Origin of the sequence: Pseudomonas sp. FP198, from assembly GCF_030687895.1 — a bacterium.
Classification (GTDB): Bacteria; Pseudomonadota; Gammaproteobacteria; order Pseudomonadales; family Pseudomonadaceae; genus Aquipseudomonas.
This window is the reverse complement of sequence record NZ_CP117452.1, coordinates 2,485,900-2,500,337: the sequence shown is the minus strand read 5'-3', so window position 1 is coordinate 2,500,337 and position 14,438 is coordinate 2,485,900. Positions and strand designations below refer to the sequence as shown.

At 61.8% G+C, this 14,438-nt stretch carries 16 protein-coding genes and 2 tRNA genes; 13 read left to right on the top strand and 5 right to left on the bottom strand.

Annotated features, from left to right (window positions below; all coding sequences use genetic code 11):
• Nucleotides 1-45 precede the first annotated feature (45 nt).
• The 3 genes from PSH78_RS11600 to PSH78_RS11590 all read left to right on the top strand — a co-directional run bounded on the left by PSH78_RS11600 (nucleotide 46) and on the right by PSH78_RS11590 (nucleotide 1,227).
• Nucleotides 46-300, top strand: coding sequence for a DUF6555 family protein (locus PSH78_RS11600; protein ID WP_305500602.1), 255 nt, complete (start codon nucleotides 46-48; stop codon nucleotides 298-300).
• 152 nt (nucleotides 301-452) lie between these two features.
• Entirely contained in the window at nucleotides 453-683 is a 231-nt protein-coding gene (locus PSH78_RS11595) for a hypothetical protein (RefSeq protein ID WP_305500600.1), read from the top strand.
• Nucleotides 684-801: 118 nt separating this feature from the next.
• Nucleotides 802-1,227, top strand: a complete 426-nt coding sequence (locus PSH78_RS11590) for a hypothetical protein (RefSeq protein ID WP_305500598.1) — start codon at nucleotides 802-804, stop codon at nucleotides 1,225-1,227.
• A 25-nt stretch (nucleotides 1,228-1,252) separates the two neighbouring features.
• Here PSH78_RS11590 and PSH78_RS11585 read toward each other — a convergent pair whose 3' ends face one another.
• Both PSH78_RS11585 and PSH78_RS11580 read right to left on the bottom strand, forming a co-directional pair.
• Entirely contained in the window at nucleotides 1,253-1,480 is a 228-nt protein-coding gene (locus PSH78_RS11585) for a PLD nuclease N-terminal domain-containing protein (protein WP_305500596.1), read from the bottom strand.
• A gap of 93 nt (nucleotides 1,481-1,573) precedes the next feature.
• Nucleotides 1,574-1,759, bottom strand: a complete 186-nt coding sequence (locus PSH78_RS11580; RefSeq protein ID WP_305500594.1) for a hypothetical protein — start codon at nucleotides 1,757-1,759, stop codon at nucleotides 1,574-1,576.
• Nucleotides 1,760-2,017: 258 nt separating this feature from the next.
• Between PSH78_RS11580 and PSH78_RS11575 the strand changes: the two genes are divergently transcribed.
• On the top strand, nucleotides 2,018-2,380 hold the full coding sequence (locus PSH78_RS11575) for an NUDIX hydrolase (RefSeq protein ID WP_305500592.1): 363 nt from the start codon (nucleotides 2,018-2,020) through the stop codon (nucleotides 2,378-2,380).
• 42 nt (nucleotides 2,381-2,422) lie between these two features.
• Here PSH78_RS11575 and PSH78_RS11570 read toward each other — a convergent pair whose 3' ends face one another.
• The 3 genes from PSH78_RS11570 to PSH78_RS11560 form a co-directional block, all read right to left on the bottom strand.
• Nucleotides 2,423-2,638 (bottom strand): hypothetical protein, encoded by a 216-nt coding sequence (locus tag PSH78_RS11570; RefSeq protein ID WP_305500591.1) that lies wholly within the window; start codon nucleotides 2,636-2,638, stop codon nucleotides 2,423-2,425.
• Nucleotides 2,639-3,001: 363 nt separating this feature from the next.
• Nucleotides 3,002-3,088 (bottom strand) — tRNA-Leu (locus PSH78_RS11565).
• A gap of 193 nt (nucleotides 3,089-3,281) precedes the next feature.
• A tRNA-Cys gene (locus tag PSH78_RS11560) sits at nucleotides 3,282-3,355 on the bottom strand.
• Between the two features lie 342 nt (nucleotides 3,356-3,697).
• On the opposite strand from PSH78_RS11560, the gene PSH78_RS11555 reads away from it, so the two are divergent.
• The 9 genes from PSH78_RS11555 to PSH78_RS11515 all read left to right on the top strand — a co-directional run bounded on the left by PSH78_RS11555 (nucleotide 3,698) and on the right by PSH78_RS11515 (nucleotide 14,316).
• A complete protein-coding gene (locus PSH78_RS11555; RefSeq protein WP_305500589.1) occupies nucleotides 3,698-4,537 on the top strand; it encodes an SRPBCC family protein in 840 nt (279 codons plus the stop codon).
• Nucleotides 4,537-5,709, top strand: a complete 1,173-nt coding sequence (locus PSH78_RS11550) for a zinc-dependent alcohol dehydrogenase (RefSeq protein WP_305500588.1) — start codon at nucleotides 4,537-4,539, stop codon at nucleotides 5,707-5,709. Before PSH78_RS11555 ends, PSH78_RS11550 begins: the two co-directional genes overlap by 1 nt.
• A gap of 240 nt (nucleotides 5,710-5,949) precedes the next feature.
• Nucleotides 5,950-7,173 (top strand): MFS transporter, encoded by a 1,224-nt coding sequence (locus PSH78_RS11545; RefSeq protein ID WP_305500586.1) that lies wholly within the window; start codon nucleotides 5,950-5,952, stop codon nucleotides 7,171-7,173.
• A 97-nt stretch (nucleotides 7,174-7,270) separates the two neighbouring features.
• On the top strand, nucleotides 7,271-7,786 hold the full coding sequence (locus PSH78_RS11540) for a sigma-70 family RNA polymerase sigma factor (protein ID WP_305500585.1): 516 nt from the start codon (nucleotides 7,271-7,273) through the stop codon (nucleotides 7,784-7,786).
• Complete coding sequence (locus PSH78_RS11535; protein ID WP_305500582.1) at nucleotides 7,787-8,752, top strand: FecR domain-containing protein; 966 nt, start codon at nucleotides 7,787-7,789, stop codon at nucleotides 8,750-8,752.
• A gap of 88 nt (nucleotides 8,753-8,840) precedes the next feature.
• Nucleotides 8,841-11,276, top strand: coding sequence for a TonB-dependent receptor (locus PSH78_RS11530; protein ID WP_305500580.1), 2,436 nt, complete (start codon nucleotides 8,841-8,843; stop codon nucleotides 11,274-11,276).
• A gap of 63 nt (nucleotides 11,277-11,339) precedes the next feature.
• Complete coding sequence (locus PSH78_RS11525; protein ID WP_305500578.1) at nucleotides 11,340-12,512, top strand: ABC transporter substrate-binding protein; 1,173 nt, start codon at nucleotides 11,340-11,342, stop codon at nucleotides 12,510-12,512.
• Entirely contained in the window at nucleotides 12,509-13,567 is a 1,059-nt protein-coding gene (locus PSH78_RS11520; protein ID WP_305500577.1) for an iron ABC transporter permease, read from the top strand. The genes PSH78_RS11525 and PSH78_RS11520 overlap by 4 nt, the downstream gene beginning before the upstream one ends.
• A complete protein-coding gene (locus tag PSH78_RS11515; RefSeq protein WP_305500576.1) occupies nucleotides 13,561-14,316 on the top strand; it encodes an ABC transporter ATP-binding protein in 756 nt (251 codons plus the stop codon). Before PSH78_RS11520 ends, PSH78_RS11515 begins: the two co-directional genes overlap by 7 nt.
• Nucleotides 14,317-14,438: the final 122 nt, after the last annotated feature.

Genomic DNA, 14,438 nt, shown 5'->3' with positions numbered 1-14,438 from the left:
GAACGCCTCCGTATCCATCCGTATAGGATCAATTAGGGAGGATTTATGGGCGGTCCATCGCTTTACATCATCGACTACGTGCTCCATGGCGAGCCCAAGTCTTTCATCATTCGTGCAGAAGTGATGAATAACTCCGAAGCTTGGCACTGGGCCAGTTGCGATGCGGGTGTCGGACGTATACCCAAATTCGGCAGGGAAAAAGTCAAGCGGGTCTCCAAACCCATGGCAGAAAAATATGGCATTACCGATGTGCGCTGGCGAGCTTCCGTCGCGCCGTCCTGGGTCAGGGAGTCAGGCTGAAACAGACATGAACACGTCCGGCGTACCGATTGTCCAGTCGTGCGCCGGATATCGACCGATCAGAAATATCTCAACTACGCTTAACTGCAGCATGGCCCGCCGTCACTGGCGGGTTTTGTGCTGCCCCATCCTGACCTTAACGGAGGTGTGACATGTCTGAAAAAGAGTCCATCACCACCCTGCTCACCCTACTGGAATCGCGCCAGGCGCGGCTGACAGCCGCCTGCAAGGAAATTGCCGACTGGGTCGACCACCAGGGCGGGCACCCCGCCGCCGTACGAATCCGCGACCGACTCAATGATATCGAGAAGGACGCCCCCACAATCCAGAGCGCGCTGTCGTCATTGAAGCCCGCGGAACCGCCGCTGCCCAAGTTCCGTTAGCCATCGCCCCAGGCAGGTCTCCCCTGTTCCACGGTTGAAAAACAATGGAACGAGCACGTTTTTTGCGCCTCGATATCGTTAGGTATCGCTGCAAATCGTCTTGAAAGGGAGAACCATCATGAATGCCAAGGTCCTGCTTCTGATCGCCTGTGCCAGCCCCGCCAGCGTCCTGGCGCAAGGCTGTGACGTCATCACCCGGTCCCAGAGCCAGGCGGTGCCGGCAATCGAAACCCGCAGTTGCTACGAGTACAAGGGCGTCCCTGCCGAAGCCATCGGCTGGTCGTGCAGCAACGAAAGCAAGGGCACGCTCAGCACCGAGAAGAAACCCGTCGAACGCTGCGCCGAGGGTTATGTAGCCACCTGCCAGGCGAGGCTGACCCAGGAGGCCTTGGCCAATCCCCATTCCACCAGCAAGGACCGCAGTGGCAGCTCGGCGAATCTGCCGGACAATGCGCAGGTCACCCAGTACTACTACGGCGCAGAACAGCTTCAGCAAGCGAAAAAGGACTGCGAAACCACCGGCGGCCAATGGAAAAACCGTTGACCGAGGTGGCCCGCATGTCCCGATGTCAGCCCTTGCTGTGCTCGGGCGACGAAGGCGGATTTTTGATGCCTCGCGGCCCGGCCACACCCCAGATAATCAAACCCAGCACCGGCAGGATGACCAGCAGCAATGCCCAGCCTGCCTTGGTCCCGGCCGATTTGTCGCTGCGAAAGACGCTGACGATCGCCCACAGATCCAACAACAACACGATTACCGCAACCGCGATCCAGAAATAACTGGCTAGTTCAGACATGGCCTTATCCTCTTGTCAGTCTATGGATTAGGCATGACTGCTGCGGGACCGTTCAAAGAATCTGCCTGTTACCTGCGGCGAAAGGCGATGCAGCTACGAGCGTTCATTCAGATAGGCGACCCATTGCTCATAGGCCTCATGTTGGCGCCGGACGGCCTCATCCCAGGCAGTCCCGGACATTTGATGGACACAGATCAGCGCCATCATTTCTGACGTCGCTGTGTCGAGCTCGACTAAAAGCTCGTGGGATTTGATTTTGAAGTCTTCAACGGTGGTCATCTCTTCTCGCTCCCCCACTACGGGACCGGATCGTCCACCCAACATTGATACGTTTTTCCGGCGCTGATTCATTTTTTGCGATGACCGGTCGATGATCCGCAACACCGATAGCCACTGGTGAAATAAACGCAGCCTTTCATGGCTGCCCACGGTCCCAGCGGTATGAGCCGAAATACTTTCTGAACGCGCGGATGACGCAAGGCTCAAATATTGCAGTTATATTGCAATTTAATGACAGTCGGTAACTGGGCAACGTTTATGAAAATTCGAGCGACCGTCATCTGCGAAGAAAACCGCCACATCCTCTTGGTCCGTAAGCCCAAAAGCCGCTGGGCCTTGCCTGGCGGTACTGTCGAGCGCGGCGAGACGCATGCCGATGCCGCCCTGAGAGAACTCGCGGAGGAAACCGGACTGAGCGCCGAGAACCTGCTCTACCTGATGCGCATCAGCGATGGCGACACCGAACATCACGTCTTTGAAGCCTCGGTCAACGACTCGAAGGGCGCCAGGCCGCAGAATGAAATCAGCGACTGCTTGTGGCACCCCCTGGATGCCCTCGCCCAATTGCAGATGAAAAAGGGCATGCGGGAAATACTCGAGGCGTTTCGGCGCAGGTTGTAAAAACCCGGCGCAGCGGCCGGGTTCTGTGGAGCAATTTGCAAACTACTTCGCCCCGCCATTCTGGCGGTTCGTCTGGGCGTCCTGATCGGAACCGGGGTTTCCCGGCGGCGGGTTCCAGTCTTCCGGCCTCTCGCCAGTGCCCTGCTTTGGCTCGGATTCAGCCTGTTCAAGACCGGAATCATGACCTTCGCCAGTCTCAGGCGTTTTTTCATCAGGTCCCGGGTATGGCGCTTCCGGACCGTTGTTGTCGATTACCATGATGTTCTCCCGTATAGAGCGCAGGATCTGCGCATACCTTTGAGAGGGTTTGCTCGGGCGGGAAGTGCTATGGCGTCGACGAGCGGACCAAAAACGGCTGGTGGCCCTGGTGCTGCTCACTTAAGAGAAACGACAAACCCGTGGCGAGGGAGCTTGCTCCCGCTCGGCTGCGAAGCAGTCGTAAACCAACGGATGCGGTGTGTCTGATGCTCGGTGTTCAGCAGGTTTTGGGGCCGCTTCGCGACCCAGCGGGAGCAAGCTCCCTCGCCACGGGTCTGGGGTGATCAGCCGGGCTGTTTTTACGGTGCCCGGAAATGAAAAAGGGCTTGCCTCAGCTTTCGCTCGCAAACCCTTGATCTTGGATGGTGCCCGAAGCCGGAATCGAACCGGCACGCCCTTACGAGCGGGGGATTTTAAGTCCCATGCGTCTACCAGTTTCGCCATTCGGGCGGTAGCGCGGTCAAGCCGTGTGAAACTGTAAGATGTGCGTCTGACAGGATCCAGGCTGGTGCAACAGAGCGGGAAATATATACATCCCTCCCCTGTGAAGCAAGGTTGGCATTGGCCTTTTCAAGACAAAACCTTTCCTTGCCTGGAAATAAAAAAGCTCTGTAGATCAATAATCTACAGAGCTTTTAAAAAGTGGAGGCCGAAGTCGGAATCGAACCGGCGTAGGTGGATTTGCAATCCACTGCATAACCATTTTGCTATTCGGCCTCAAGACGCCTGATGCAATGCAACCACATCAACCGCATACAAACTGTATCGGAGTCCAACTCGCTTATAGCGCGCTATCTCCTTGAAAAAATTGAAGTTTTTTACGCCTCGATGCATTCGATGGGCGCAATTATGTACTCATTTGCCCAGGCTGACAACCCCTTGATTTCAAAAAAAATTTACCTGGCGGAGGGGCCAAGAGGGCTTTTCACAGGGCAACGCAACGGCCTGAAACCCTTCGTCCCCTCCTGCTCATCGGGAAACCATCGACTTAAACGGAACAACCTCCTTCACCTCGGTTCATTCGTTATGTCGTCCTTGAATCAGTAAAGGAGAACCATCATGACTGAACGCCCACAACTGGTGGCGAGCCGGGCTCCGGTGCCGACGCCTTCGCATCCCAATCTCGGCAAGCCGGAGCGCCTGATGTCGCTGGCGGCCGGTTCATTGTTGATCGCCAACGGCCTGCGCCAAGGCGGCCTCAAGGGCTGGCCGCAGGTATTGCTTGGCGTGTGTGCTGCCTGGCGTGCCTATTCCGGCACGTGCCGGGTCAAGCAGGCGCTGACGCATAGTCCGTTCGAGCAGACCTTCGAACAGGACCGTGACTGGGACGGCAGCAAGGTGATTTCCCGCAGCATTACGGTCGGCAAGCCCAGGGAGGAAGTGTTCGCGTTCTGCCGCGACCCGGCCAATCTGGGTGCGCTGATGCCCTGGATCGACGCCATCGAGCAGACCGGCGAACGCACTTATCGCTGGGTCGCCCATGGCCCGATGGACAAGACGTTGCATTGTGACCTCGAACAGTGCGAGCCCAAGGAAGACCGCAAGCTGCACTGGATCGCCGGGCCGGACAAACGATTCAAGCACGATATCCAGATGCATTTCAGCGATGCCCCGGGCGGGCGCGGTACGCAGATCAAAGTCATTGTCGCTTGCCAGACGCCGCTCGGCGCGGCTGGCTACGCGCTGGCGGCGGCGATTTCCCGGTTCTCGGACAAAGCCCTGTTGAATGTGCTGCGCAGCATCAAGCAGCAGCTTGAAACCGGAGAAGTCAGCACGAACAGGATGCGCCCGGAACAGACGCAGGATTTCCTCTTCGTGCACCCCGCCACGCGCGCGACTCAGGCACCCGCCAATGACTCATCCACTGAAAAATCCGAACTCAACGGAGGAACCGTCTGATGCGCGCATTGACTTGGCAAGGCCCCAACAAGCTTCAGGTCGAGACGGTCGACGACCCCTCCATCCTCAACCCTCGTGACGCCATCGTGCGGGTGATCCTGTCTTCGGTGTGCGGCTCGGATCTGCACCTGCTGGGCGGGTACGTGCCGACCATGCAGGCCGGTGACATCATTGGTCACGAGTTCATGGGCGAGGTGGTGGAGACCGGCTCGGCCGTCACCCAGTTCAAGAAAGGCGACCGGGTTGTCACGGTGTCGATTGTCGGCTGCGGAGAATGCGAGCACTGCCAGCGCTCGGACTTTTCCTGCTGTGACAATTCCAATCCGAACCCCACGGCGACAGACATTGCCTACGGCCAACCGGCGTGCGGCATCATCGGCTACAGCCATGCCTTCGGCGGTTATGCCGGCAGCCATGCGACTTATATCCGCGTGCCCTACGCCGACGTCAACCTGTTCAGCATTCCCGAAGGCGTCAGTGATGAGCAGGCAGTGTTTGTCTCCGACGCAGTGCCTACCGGCTATTTCGCCGCCGATAACGCCGACATTCAGCGCGGCGATACGGTAGCAGTCTGGGGCTGCGGCGGGGTCGGGTTGATGGCGATCACTAGTGCCTACCTGCTGGGCGCCGAACGGGTGATCGCCATCGACCGCTTTGCCGATCGCTTGCGCCTGGCCGAGGAAAAAGCCGGGGCCATCGCTCTCAACTACGAGACCACCGATGTGCATGCCGCCTTGCTGGAGCTGACCGGCGGCCGTGGTCCGGATCGTTGCATCGATTGCGTCGGCATGGAGGCCCACGGCACCGAGGTGGATTATTTCTACGACAAGACCAAACAGATGCTGCGCCTGCACACCGAGCGCGGAACCGTGCTGCGCCAGTCGATCCGCGCCTGCCGCAAAGGCGGGACGGTGTCGGTGGTCGGGGTCTATGGCGGCTTGTTGGACAAATTCCCGATGGGCGCGATCGTCAACAAGGCCCTGACCCTGCGTTCAGGCCAGCAACCGGGACAGCGCTACGTGAAGCGCTTGTTCGAACACATACAGAACGGTGAGCTGGACCCGTCCTACCTGCTGACCCATCCCATGGGGCTTGAGCAGTCGGTGGAGGGCTACGCGATGTTCAAGGAAAAACGCCAGGATTGTCTGCGGGCGGTATTCCGGCCGGAGTGAAGCTCGTGGCGAGGGAGCTTGCTCCCGCTCGGCTGCGCAGCAGTCGTAGACCGGCGGGCGCGGTTTGCCTGATCTACCGCGTCCGGCAATCTGGGGCCGCTGCGCAGCCCAGCGGGAGCAAGCTCCCTCGCCACGAAAGCGGATGCGCAGCCGGGCGATTTCCTCACGGAGCATTTTCCCCTTGCCCCGATCGACGCAGTGGTAGATAAGACACAGCTTTGTCGCCCTGCGAATGTTTCCATGCCCCGTATAGGTCTCCCCCAGGCTTCCAGTGTCCGCCTGCTCGTCTTCCTGCTGTTCTCCATCCAGCTGGCTTCCATGGGCGCGATGGAAATGAGCGGGCCGTTCTGGCCTGTGCATTTGCGCCAACTGACCAGCAACGATGCGCTGTTCAGCTTTGCCAGCACGGCGGTGTACGTCGGCCCGATGCTGGGCATCATCCTGACCAGTGCCTTCTGGGGGCGAATCGGTGATCGTTACGGCCACAAGCTGATGATGATCCGCGCGCTGGCCGGGCTCTCGTTGACGCAGCTCGGGCTGGCATTGAGCAGCGATATCTGGGTGATCCTGGTCCTGCGTTTCCTGCAAGGCGCCTTCGCCGGTTATATCGCCCCGGCCCAGGCCTATGGAGTGAGCATCGAGGCACCGTCGCGGCGGGCCAGGCTGTTTGCGATCCTGCAGATTTCCACGAACGTCGGTTCGTTGCTCGGGGCGGTGGTCGGCGGGCTGATTCTCGATTATGCGACGTTCTTCTCGATCAACATCGTCGCCTCGGGCCTCTGCGCCGCATGTACCGTCGTCGCGGCGCTGGCGTTGCCCAATATGGCGCCAGTAAAAATAGCAGTCCTGGTAGACAAGCCTCCCCTTCCGCCCAGACTGTTGAACCCGGCGATCAACTGGCTGCTGGGCATCATGGGCCTCCTGCTACTGGCGCGAATGCTGCCGCAGACTTCGTTTTCCTTGTACGTGGGGGCGACCTTCGAGGTCAGCAATGCCATGGTCGGGCTTTGCTACGGCTTGCTAGCCCTGGGCTTCATTCTTTGTGCGACGTCCTGGTCGCGCTACTTCGAACGGCGCAACCCGGCGCAAACGCTGCAGGCCATGGCGAGCATTGTCATCGGCCTGGTCATCGTCACCGCCGTGGCCGGCCTGACGCGCCAGCCGGTCGTCTTTGCCCTCGCCTATTTCATCTGGGGCCTGCTGTTGGGCGCAACCACGCCGGTGCTGACGGCGCTCATCTCCAGAAGCGTCGACAACAGTCGCCAAGGCCAGGCGCTGGGGTTGGCCCAAGGCGTTTCACAGACGGCATCGATCATTGGCATCTCCCTTGGCGCATTGCTCAGCCAGGTGTATGGCCTGGAGCACATTTTTCTTTATGTATGCCTCGCCTACGCAATTGCACTGGTGCCGTTGATGCTGCTGCGCCACAAACCGCTCGGAATCGCCGACAGGGCTGGCGAATAGCGACACAAACCGAAAATGCCGCCTATCAACCTTGCGCGGCACTGAGCGCCTCCACTACTATTGGGAATAATTCTCACTATCAAAAAATACAACAGCCATGAGCGATCCAGGGTCAGCGGTCAACGATTGTCACCTGCGCACCGTCGCAGACCTCTACAGCGGACACCATGGCTGGTTGTACGCCAGGCTTTATCGAAAACTGGGCAATGCGCTGGACGCCGCCGACCTGGCCCATGACACGTTCATTCGCATCCTCGCCTCGAAGGTGGCGGTGATCGAGGAACCGCGTGCGTACCTGAGCTGCGTCGCCGGGGGCATCCTGGTCAACTGGTTCCAGCGCAAGGCACTCGAACGCGCCTACCTCCAGGCACTGGCGACATTGCCCGAGCCCGAAGCGCCCTCGCCCGAACGACGCTTGCTGGTGCTCGAGACGCTGCATGAAATCGACGCCATGCTCGACACCCTGCCGCCCCTGGTAAAGCGTGCGTTCCTGCTGTCGCAGATCAACGGCCTGAAATATGACGACATCGCCACGCAACTCGGCGTTTCGCTGATCACCGTCAAGCGCTACATGAAACAGGCTTTCCTGCACTGCCTGATGCTGGTGGACTGAATGCCTGCCCATGACCGCCACGCCCTCGACCCGGCCATTCTCAACGAAGCCGCCGATTGGCTGATGCGCCTGAGCGAAGGCAGCGTCAACGACGCCGAACGCCTGGAGTGGGAACGCTGGCGCGCCAGCAGCCCGGCCCACCGCCAGGCCTGGGCGCGGGCCGAACTGCTGCTGAGCAAGCTGCAAGGCTTGCCGCCCGCGCTGGCGATGCCGGCGCTGGACCGCCCGAGCAATCCGGCGCGCCGTGCCGCCATCGGCAAGCTGGCCGCCCTGCTCGCCCTGGCGCCATTGGCCTGGGGCAGCTGGAAGCTCAACGACTGGCAACAGTGGACTGCCGATTACCGCGCTCCGGTGGGCGAGCGGCGCGACCTGACCCTGACCGACGGCACCCGCCTGACGTTGAACACCGACACCGCAATCGATGTGTTTTTCGACGAACACCAGCGCCTGCTGCTATTGCGCCGAGGCGAAATACTGGTCCAGACCGCAGCGGACCCGGCAGCGCTCGCCCGGCCGTTCCGGGTGCAGACCAGCGAAGGCCGGATGCAGGCGCTCGGGACGCGCTTCAGCGTTCGCGAAGATACCGGCCATACTCGCCTCGTCGTGCTGGAAGGCGCGGTGCGCATCGAGGTCAAGGGCATCGGCGAGCAAGTGGTCGGGGCTGGCCAGAGCAGCGGCTTTACCGCCCGGGGCATCGACGCCCTGAAACCCGTCGACAAGTCGGTGCTGGCCTGGACCCAGGGCATGCTGATGGCCGACAACATGCGCCTGACGGATTTCGTCAACGAACTGAGCCGTTATCGCAACGGCGTCCTGCGTTGCGACCCGGCGATCGCCAACCTGCGGATATCCGGCGCCTTTCCCCTGAACGACAGCCGGCAGACCCTGAACATGCTCGCCCGAACCTACCCCATCCGCGTCACATCCCGCCTGGGCGATTATTGGGTCATGCTGGCGCCGGCTTGAGCGCTGAAAAAATAATCGGGCGGGGCTGATACTTTTTTCAATCCTGGCTGGCTTAGAGAGCAAACCCTCTGCACAGGATCACCCCGCCATGCCCGTTGCCCGCCCCCTGCGTTCGGATCGCACGCTGAATCTGGCGATTCGCAGTGCCATGCTCAGCGTTGCACTTTCCACCTTGAGCCCGTGCACCTGGGCGGCACCGGGCGCGCCGCTGGACAACGTTGCCAGCCAGTCCTACAACATCCAGCCAGGTCCCTTGGGTGCCACGTTGTCGGCGTTCGCCGTGCAGGCCGGCATCGCCTTATCGTTTGAACCCTCCCTGACCCAAGGGTTGAACAGCCCGGGCCTTTCAGGCCAGTTCACCGCGCGTGAAGCGTTTACCCGATTGCTCGCCGGCAGCGGCCTGGAGCTGATCGCCCGCGACGATGGCAGCTACACCCTGGAAAAACCCGCCGGCGACGGTGGGCTGGCCCTTGCGCCAACTACCATCAATGCCGCCGAGGTGCGCCCCGGGGATTTGCCGGCGGCCTACAGCGGTGGCCAGGTGGCCCGTGGCGGCCGGGTTGGTCTGCTGGGGAACAAGGATCTGATGGACACGCCGTTCAGCGTCAGCAACTACACCTCGACCCTGATGAAGGACCAGCAGGCCGTGACCGCCGCCGATGTGCTGGAACGCGACTCCTCGGTGCGCTCCACCGGCCAGACCGGCGGCATCGTCGATTCGTTCTTCATTCGCGGTTTCCCGGTGGGCGAAGGTAACCTGGGTGAGCTGGCGTTCGACGGCGTGTACGGCGTGGCGCCGAACTACCGGGTGTTCACTGAATATGCCGAGCGCATCGAGGTCATCAAGGGCCCGGCGGCCCTGTTGTACGGCATGTCGCCCAACAGCGGCGTCGGTGGCGTGATCAACATCGTGCCCAAGCGCTCGCTGGACCAGGACCTGACCCGCGTTACCGCCAGCTACGCCATGGACACCCAGGCAGGCGGGCATGTCGATATCAGCCGCCGCTTCGGCGAGGAACGCCGCTTCGGTGTGCGCATCAACGGCAGCCTGCAGGGTGGCGACACCGCGATCGACAAGCAGTCCCGGGATGTCGGTATCGGTGCGATCTCCCTGGATTACCAGGGCGACCGGTTCAGGACCAGCCTGGACCTGATCAGCCAGGAAGAACAGTGGGACGCGCCCTCCCGGCCGTTTGCCATCGCCAGCGGTGTCGAGGTGCCTTCGGCGGCCAACGGGCGCAGCAACGTGACCCAGGAATGGGGCTGGTCCGAAACCCGCGACAAGTCGGCGCTGCTCAGTGGCGAATATGACCTGAGCGACAACCTGACGGTATTCGGCCACGCCGGGGGCGGCAAGTCCGATGTGGCACGACTGTCGGACCAGACCCCGACGATCCTCAACAGCGCCGGCGACACCCGCTCGATACCGGGCTACTACAAGTTCGAGGTGGAGCGTTACACCGTCGATGCCGGCGCCCGCGCCCGCTTCGAAACCGGTCCGGTCAGCCACAGCGCCACCTTGCAGGCCAGCCGCTATCGCGATGAATTGCGCCGAGGAATCAATTCTGGCGCCCCGGTCTTTTCGAATATCTATCACCCGGTGGCGCGCGACAAACCGTCCATCGCGTCGCCCGATGTGGCGAAGGTCTCGGATACCGAACTGTCCGGCGTGGCCCTGGCCGATACCCTGTCGATCCTCGATGAACGGGTCCAGGTGACGCTTGGCCTGCGCAAGCAGAGCATTGAATCAAACAACTACAACACTCTCGGAAATGTCACCAGCGCCTATGACGAAAGCGAAACCACGCCCTTGTTCGGCGCGGTGGTCAAGCCCTGGGAACATGTGTCGTTCTACTACAACTACATCGAAGGCCTGAGCAAGGGCGACACCGCGCCGGCCACTGCGAGCAACTCGGGCGAAATCTTCAAGCCCTACATCTCTCGCCAACAGGAGGTCGGGGTCAAGGTCGACTACGGCACGTTCACCTCGACCCTGGCGCTGTTCCAGATCAAGAAGCCCGCCGGCGAATTGACCAACGGCACGGCCGGTGGCGTGTATTCGGTCCAGGGCGAGCAGCGCAACCGCGGCATCGAACTGAACATGTTCGGCGAACTGCGCGAAGGCACCCGTCTGCTCGGTGGCGTCACCTTGCTCGACGGCGAACTCACCAAAAGCGGGACCGCCGCCAATCGTGGCAACAAACCGGTGGGCGTGCCCGAAGTGCAGGCCAACCTCTGGGCCGAATGGGACACCCCTTGGGTCCAGGGCCTGACGTTGACCAGTGGAGCGATCTACACCGGCAGCCAGTACGTCAACCAGGCCAATACCCAAGAGCTGGATCCGTGGACACGCTTTGATGCCGGCGCCCGCTACAGCACGGTGTTCGATGGCCGGCCGACCACGTTGCGCGCCACGGTGCAGAACGTATTCGACCGCGAATACTGGTCCGGCGTGGCCTCCTACGGCGCGTTCTCCCAAGGCGCGCCGCGCACCCTGTTGCTTTCAGCGACGGTCGACTTCTGATTGCGCCTCGCCCCGAGCAGCGCGTGCACCGCTGGCGGGGCGATCCCTGACAAGGTTCCAACCATGCAGATTCAATCCCTGACACGCTCATCGCTCATCGCCTGGCTGCTGGGCGCTGCCGCCCTGCTGCTGAGCGGCCTGGTGTTTTCAGACACCTTGCCCGCCACCAGAACCACCGTCACCGACTTGCTCGGCCGCCAGGTCCAGGTGCGCATTCCGGTGCAACGGGTGATCCTCGGCGAAGGTCGCCAGTTGTACCTGGTCGCGGCACTCGACACCGACAACCCGATCCGCCGCATCGTCGGCTGGCGCAAGGACCTGATCCAGTCCGACCCGGACACCTACGGCGCCTACCTGCGGCGGTATCCGGCAATTGCCCGGATCCCGACCTTCGGCGGTTTCGAAGACGGCACCTTCGACATCGAGCAAGCGATCAGCCAGCAACCGGACGTGATCGTCCTCAACATCGAGGCCCAACACGCCACCGAAGACGCGCGCTACATCGAGAAACTCGATGCGCTGGGCATTCCGGTGGTCTACGTCGACTTTCGCAATAACCCCATGCAGAACACCGAACCGACCATGCGCCTGTTTGGCCAGCTGTTCGGCGAAGAGGCACGTGCCGAGGCGTTCATCGCCTTTCGCAACCAGCAGATCCGTCGCGTCACCGATGTGATCCAGGCCCGCCAGCCGCCCCGCCCGAAAGTGTTCATCGAACGCATCGGCGGCTACACCGACGATTGCTGCCTGAGTTTCGGCAACGAGAATTTCGGCCGCTTCGTCGAGCTGGCCGGCGGGCGCAACATTGCCAGCGCAATCATTCCCAACACTTTTGGCCAGTTGAACGCGGAACAGGTGATCGTCGCCAATCCGGAACAGGTGGTGGTTACCAGCGCCAACTGGGAGGCCTTTGCGCCGGGCGGGCACTGGGTCGGTGTCGGGCCCGGTGCCGACCTGGCCGAGGCGCGGCGCAAATTGCAGTGGTACACCGCCCGCCCGGCCTATGCCGGGATCAAGGCCCAGCAAACCCAGGGCTTTCATGCCATCTGGCACCAGTTCTACAACAGCCCCTACCAGTTCATCGCCATCCAGCAACTGGCCAAGTGGTTCCATCCGGAGCTGTTCAGCGAACTGGACCCCGACGCGACGTTTCGCGAGTTCCACCAGCGCTTCTTGCCTGTGCCCTATGAGCCAGGCTATTTCGTCAGCCTCAAGCCCGCGCAGGCCCAACCATGAATGGCCGTATCGAGGGGATCGCCCTGGGCACGATTTACCGCGAGCAGGTCTGGCGCAAACGCTTGATCCTGCTCGGCCTGGCCCTGTTGCTGCTGTTCAGCGTGCTGCTCGACCTGGCCCTCGGCCCGGCCAGCTACAGCCTGGATGAAGTGCTGGGCGCGCTGTTCTCTCCCGATACCGCGGCGCCCCAGGTGCGGGTGGTGATGTGGGATATTCGCCTGCCGGTGGCGCTGATGGCCGTGGCCGTGGGCGCCGCGTTGTCCCTGGCCGGCGCGCAGATGCAGACCATCCTCAACAATCCGCTGGCGAGCCCATTCACCTTGGGCATCTCGGCGGCGGCCAGTTTCGGCGCGGCCCTGGGCCTGGCATTCGGCGTGGCCCTGGTGCCGGTGATCGCCCAATACATGGTGCCGCTCAATGCCTTTATCATGGCGATGCTCTCGGCACTGCTGATCCATGTGCTGAGCCTGCGCCGGGGCATGACCAGCGAAACCATCGTGCTGCTCGGTATCGCCCTGGTGTTCACCTTCAATGCGCTGTTGGCGCTGGTGCAGTTCTTCGCCACCGAGCAGGCCGTGGCCGCCGTGGTGTTCTGGACCATGGGCAGCCTGACCAAGGCCACCTGGCCGAAACTCGGCGTGATCTGCCTGGTAATCCTGGTCACCTTGCCGATTTTTGCCCGCCGCGCCTGGGCCATGACCGCCCTGCGCCTGGGCGATGAAAAAGCCGCGAGTTTCGGCATCAACGTGCGCAAGTTGCGCTTGCAGACGCTGATCATGGTCAGCCTGCTGGCCGCGTTTCCAGTGGCGTTTGTCGGCACCATCGGCTTCATCGGCCTGGTGGGGCCGCACATCGCCAGGATGCTGATCGGCGAAGACCAGCGTTTCTTCCTGCCGGCCTCACTGCTGACCGGCGCGCTGATCCTGTCGGCCAGTTCGGTGGTGAGCAAGACCCTGATACCCGGGGCGATCTTCCCGATCGGCGTGGTAACGTCACTGATCGGCGTGCCGTTCTTCATTTCTCTCATTCTGGGCGGCAGGAAACAGTCATGGTGACAATCGAGCTGCAAGGTGTCGGCGCTCGTTATGGTCGTCGGTCGATACTGGACGGGATCACTACGCCGCTGCTCACGGGTGGCGAGGTCGTGGCGGTGGTGGGCCCCAACGCGGCCGGAAAATCGACCTTGTTCAAACGCATCGCCGGCCTCATCGACGGCCCCGGCCATGTTCGCCTGGAGGGCTCGCGCAGAGGCCAGCAGGGCATTTGCTACATGCCGCAGAACCTCAACGCCAACGCCCGGCTGACGGTCTACGAATCGGTGCTGCTCGCGCGCAAACAGCAGGCGCCCGGCTGGACAGTGCAAGCCGATGAGCTGGAAGTGGTGGACCGCATCCTCGCGTCCCTGGGCATCAGTGATTTGTCGTTTCGCAACCTCGGTGAACTGAGCGGTGGGCAACAGCAACTGGTGTCGATCGCCCAGACGCTGGTGCGCGAGCCCGAAGTCCTGTTGATGGACGAACCCACCAGCGCCCTGGACATGCACCGTCAGGTCCAGGTCCTGAGCTTCATGCGCGCCCTCGCCCGCCAACATTCGATCATCGTGTTCATTGCCATTCACGACCTGAACCAGGCATTGCGCTTTGCCGACCAGGTGCTGGTCATCGCCGAGGGCACCCTGCAAGGCTGCGGTCGAAGTGAAGAAGTGATCACCGAGCAGATGCTGCGCAACGTGTATCGGGTCCAGGCCCGGATCGAACGCTGTTCAAGGGATGAGCGGCACATCATCGTGGACGACGTGGTTTGAGCGAGCAGCATGGCGAGGGAGCTTGCTCCCGCTCGGCTGCGCAGCAGTCGTAGACCGGCGGGCGCGGTTTGCCTGATATACCGTTTGCGGCAATCCAGGGCCGCTGCGCAGCCCAGCGGGAG

Excerpts from the sequence above, each read along its gene's own strand:
- PSH78_RS11600 (WP_305500602.1), top strand. The coding sequence starts at position 46 with ATGGGCGGTCCATCGCTTTACATCATCGACTACGTGCTCCATGGCGAG.
- PSH78_RS11595 (WP_305500600.1), top strand. The coding sequence starts at position 453 with ATGTCTGAAAAAGAGTCCATCACCACCCTGCTCACCCTACTGGAATCG.
- PSH78_RS11590 (WP_305500598.1), top strand. The coding sequence starts at position 802 with ATGAATGCCAAGGTCCTGCTTCTGATCGCCTGTGCCAGCCCCGCCAGC.
- PSH78_RS11585 (WP_305500596.1), bottom strand. The coding sequence starts at position 1,480 with ATGTCTGAACTAGCCAGTTATTTCTGGATCGCGGTTGCGGTAATCGTG.
- PSH78_RS11580 (WP_305500594.1), bottom strand. The coding sequence starts at position 1,759 with ATGACCACCGTTGAAGACTTCAAAATCAAATCCCACGAGCTTTTAGTC.
- PSH78_RS11575 (WP_305500592.1), top strand. The coding sequence starts at position 2,018 with ATGAAAATTCGAGCGACCGTCATCTGCGAAGAAAACCGCCACATCCTC.
- PSH78_RS11570 (WP_305500591.1), bottom strand. The coding sequence starts at position 2,638 with ATGGTAATCGACAACAACGGTCCGGAAGCGCCATACCCGGGACCTGAT.
- PSH78_RS11555 (WP_305500589.1), top strand. The coding sequence starts at position 3,698 with ATGACTGAACGCCCACAACTGGTGGCGAGCCGGGCTCCGGTGCCGACG.
- PSH78_RS11550 (WP_305500588.1), top strand. The coding sequence starts at position 4,537 with ATGCGCGCATTGACTTGGCAAGGCCCCAACAAGCTTCAGGTCGAGACG.
- PSH78_RS11545 (WP_305500586.1), top strand. The coding sequence starts at position 5,950 with ATGCCCCGTATAGGTCTCCCCCAGGCTTCCAGTGTCCGCCTGCTCGTC.
- PSH78_RS11540 (WP_305500585.1), top strand. The coding sequence starts at position 7,271 with ATGAGCGATCCAGGGTCAGCGGTCAACGATTGTCACCTGCGCACCGTC.
- PSH78_RS11535 (WP_305500582.1), top strand. The coding sequence starts at position 7,787 with ATGCCTGCCCATGACCGCCACGCCCTCGACCCGGCCATTCTCAACGAA.
- PSH78_RS11530 (WP_305500580.1), top strand. The coding sequence starts at position 8,841 with ATGCCCGTTGCCCGCCCCCTGCGTTCGGATCGCACGCTGAATCTGGCG.
- PSH78_RS11525 (WP_305500578.1), top strand. The coding sequence starts at position 11,340 with ATGCAGATTCAATCCCTGACACGCTCATCGCTCATCGCCTGGCTGCTG.
- PSH78_RS11520 (WP_305500577.1), top strand. The coding sequence starts at position 12,509 with ATGAATGGCCGTATCGAGGGGATCGCCCTGGGCACGATTTACCGCGAG.
- PSH78_RS11515 (WP_305500576.1), top strand. The coding sequence starts at position 13,561 with ATGGTGACAATCGAGCTGCAAGGTGTCGGCGCTCGTTATGGTCGTCGG.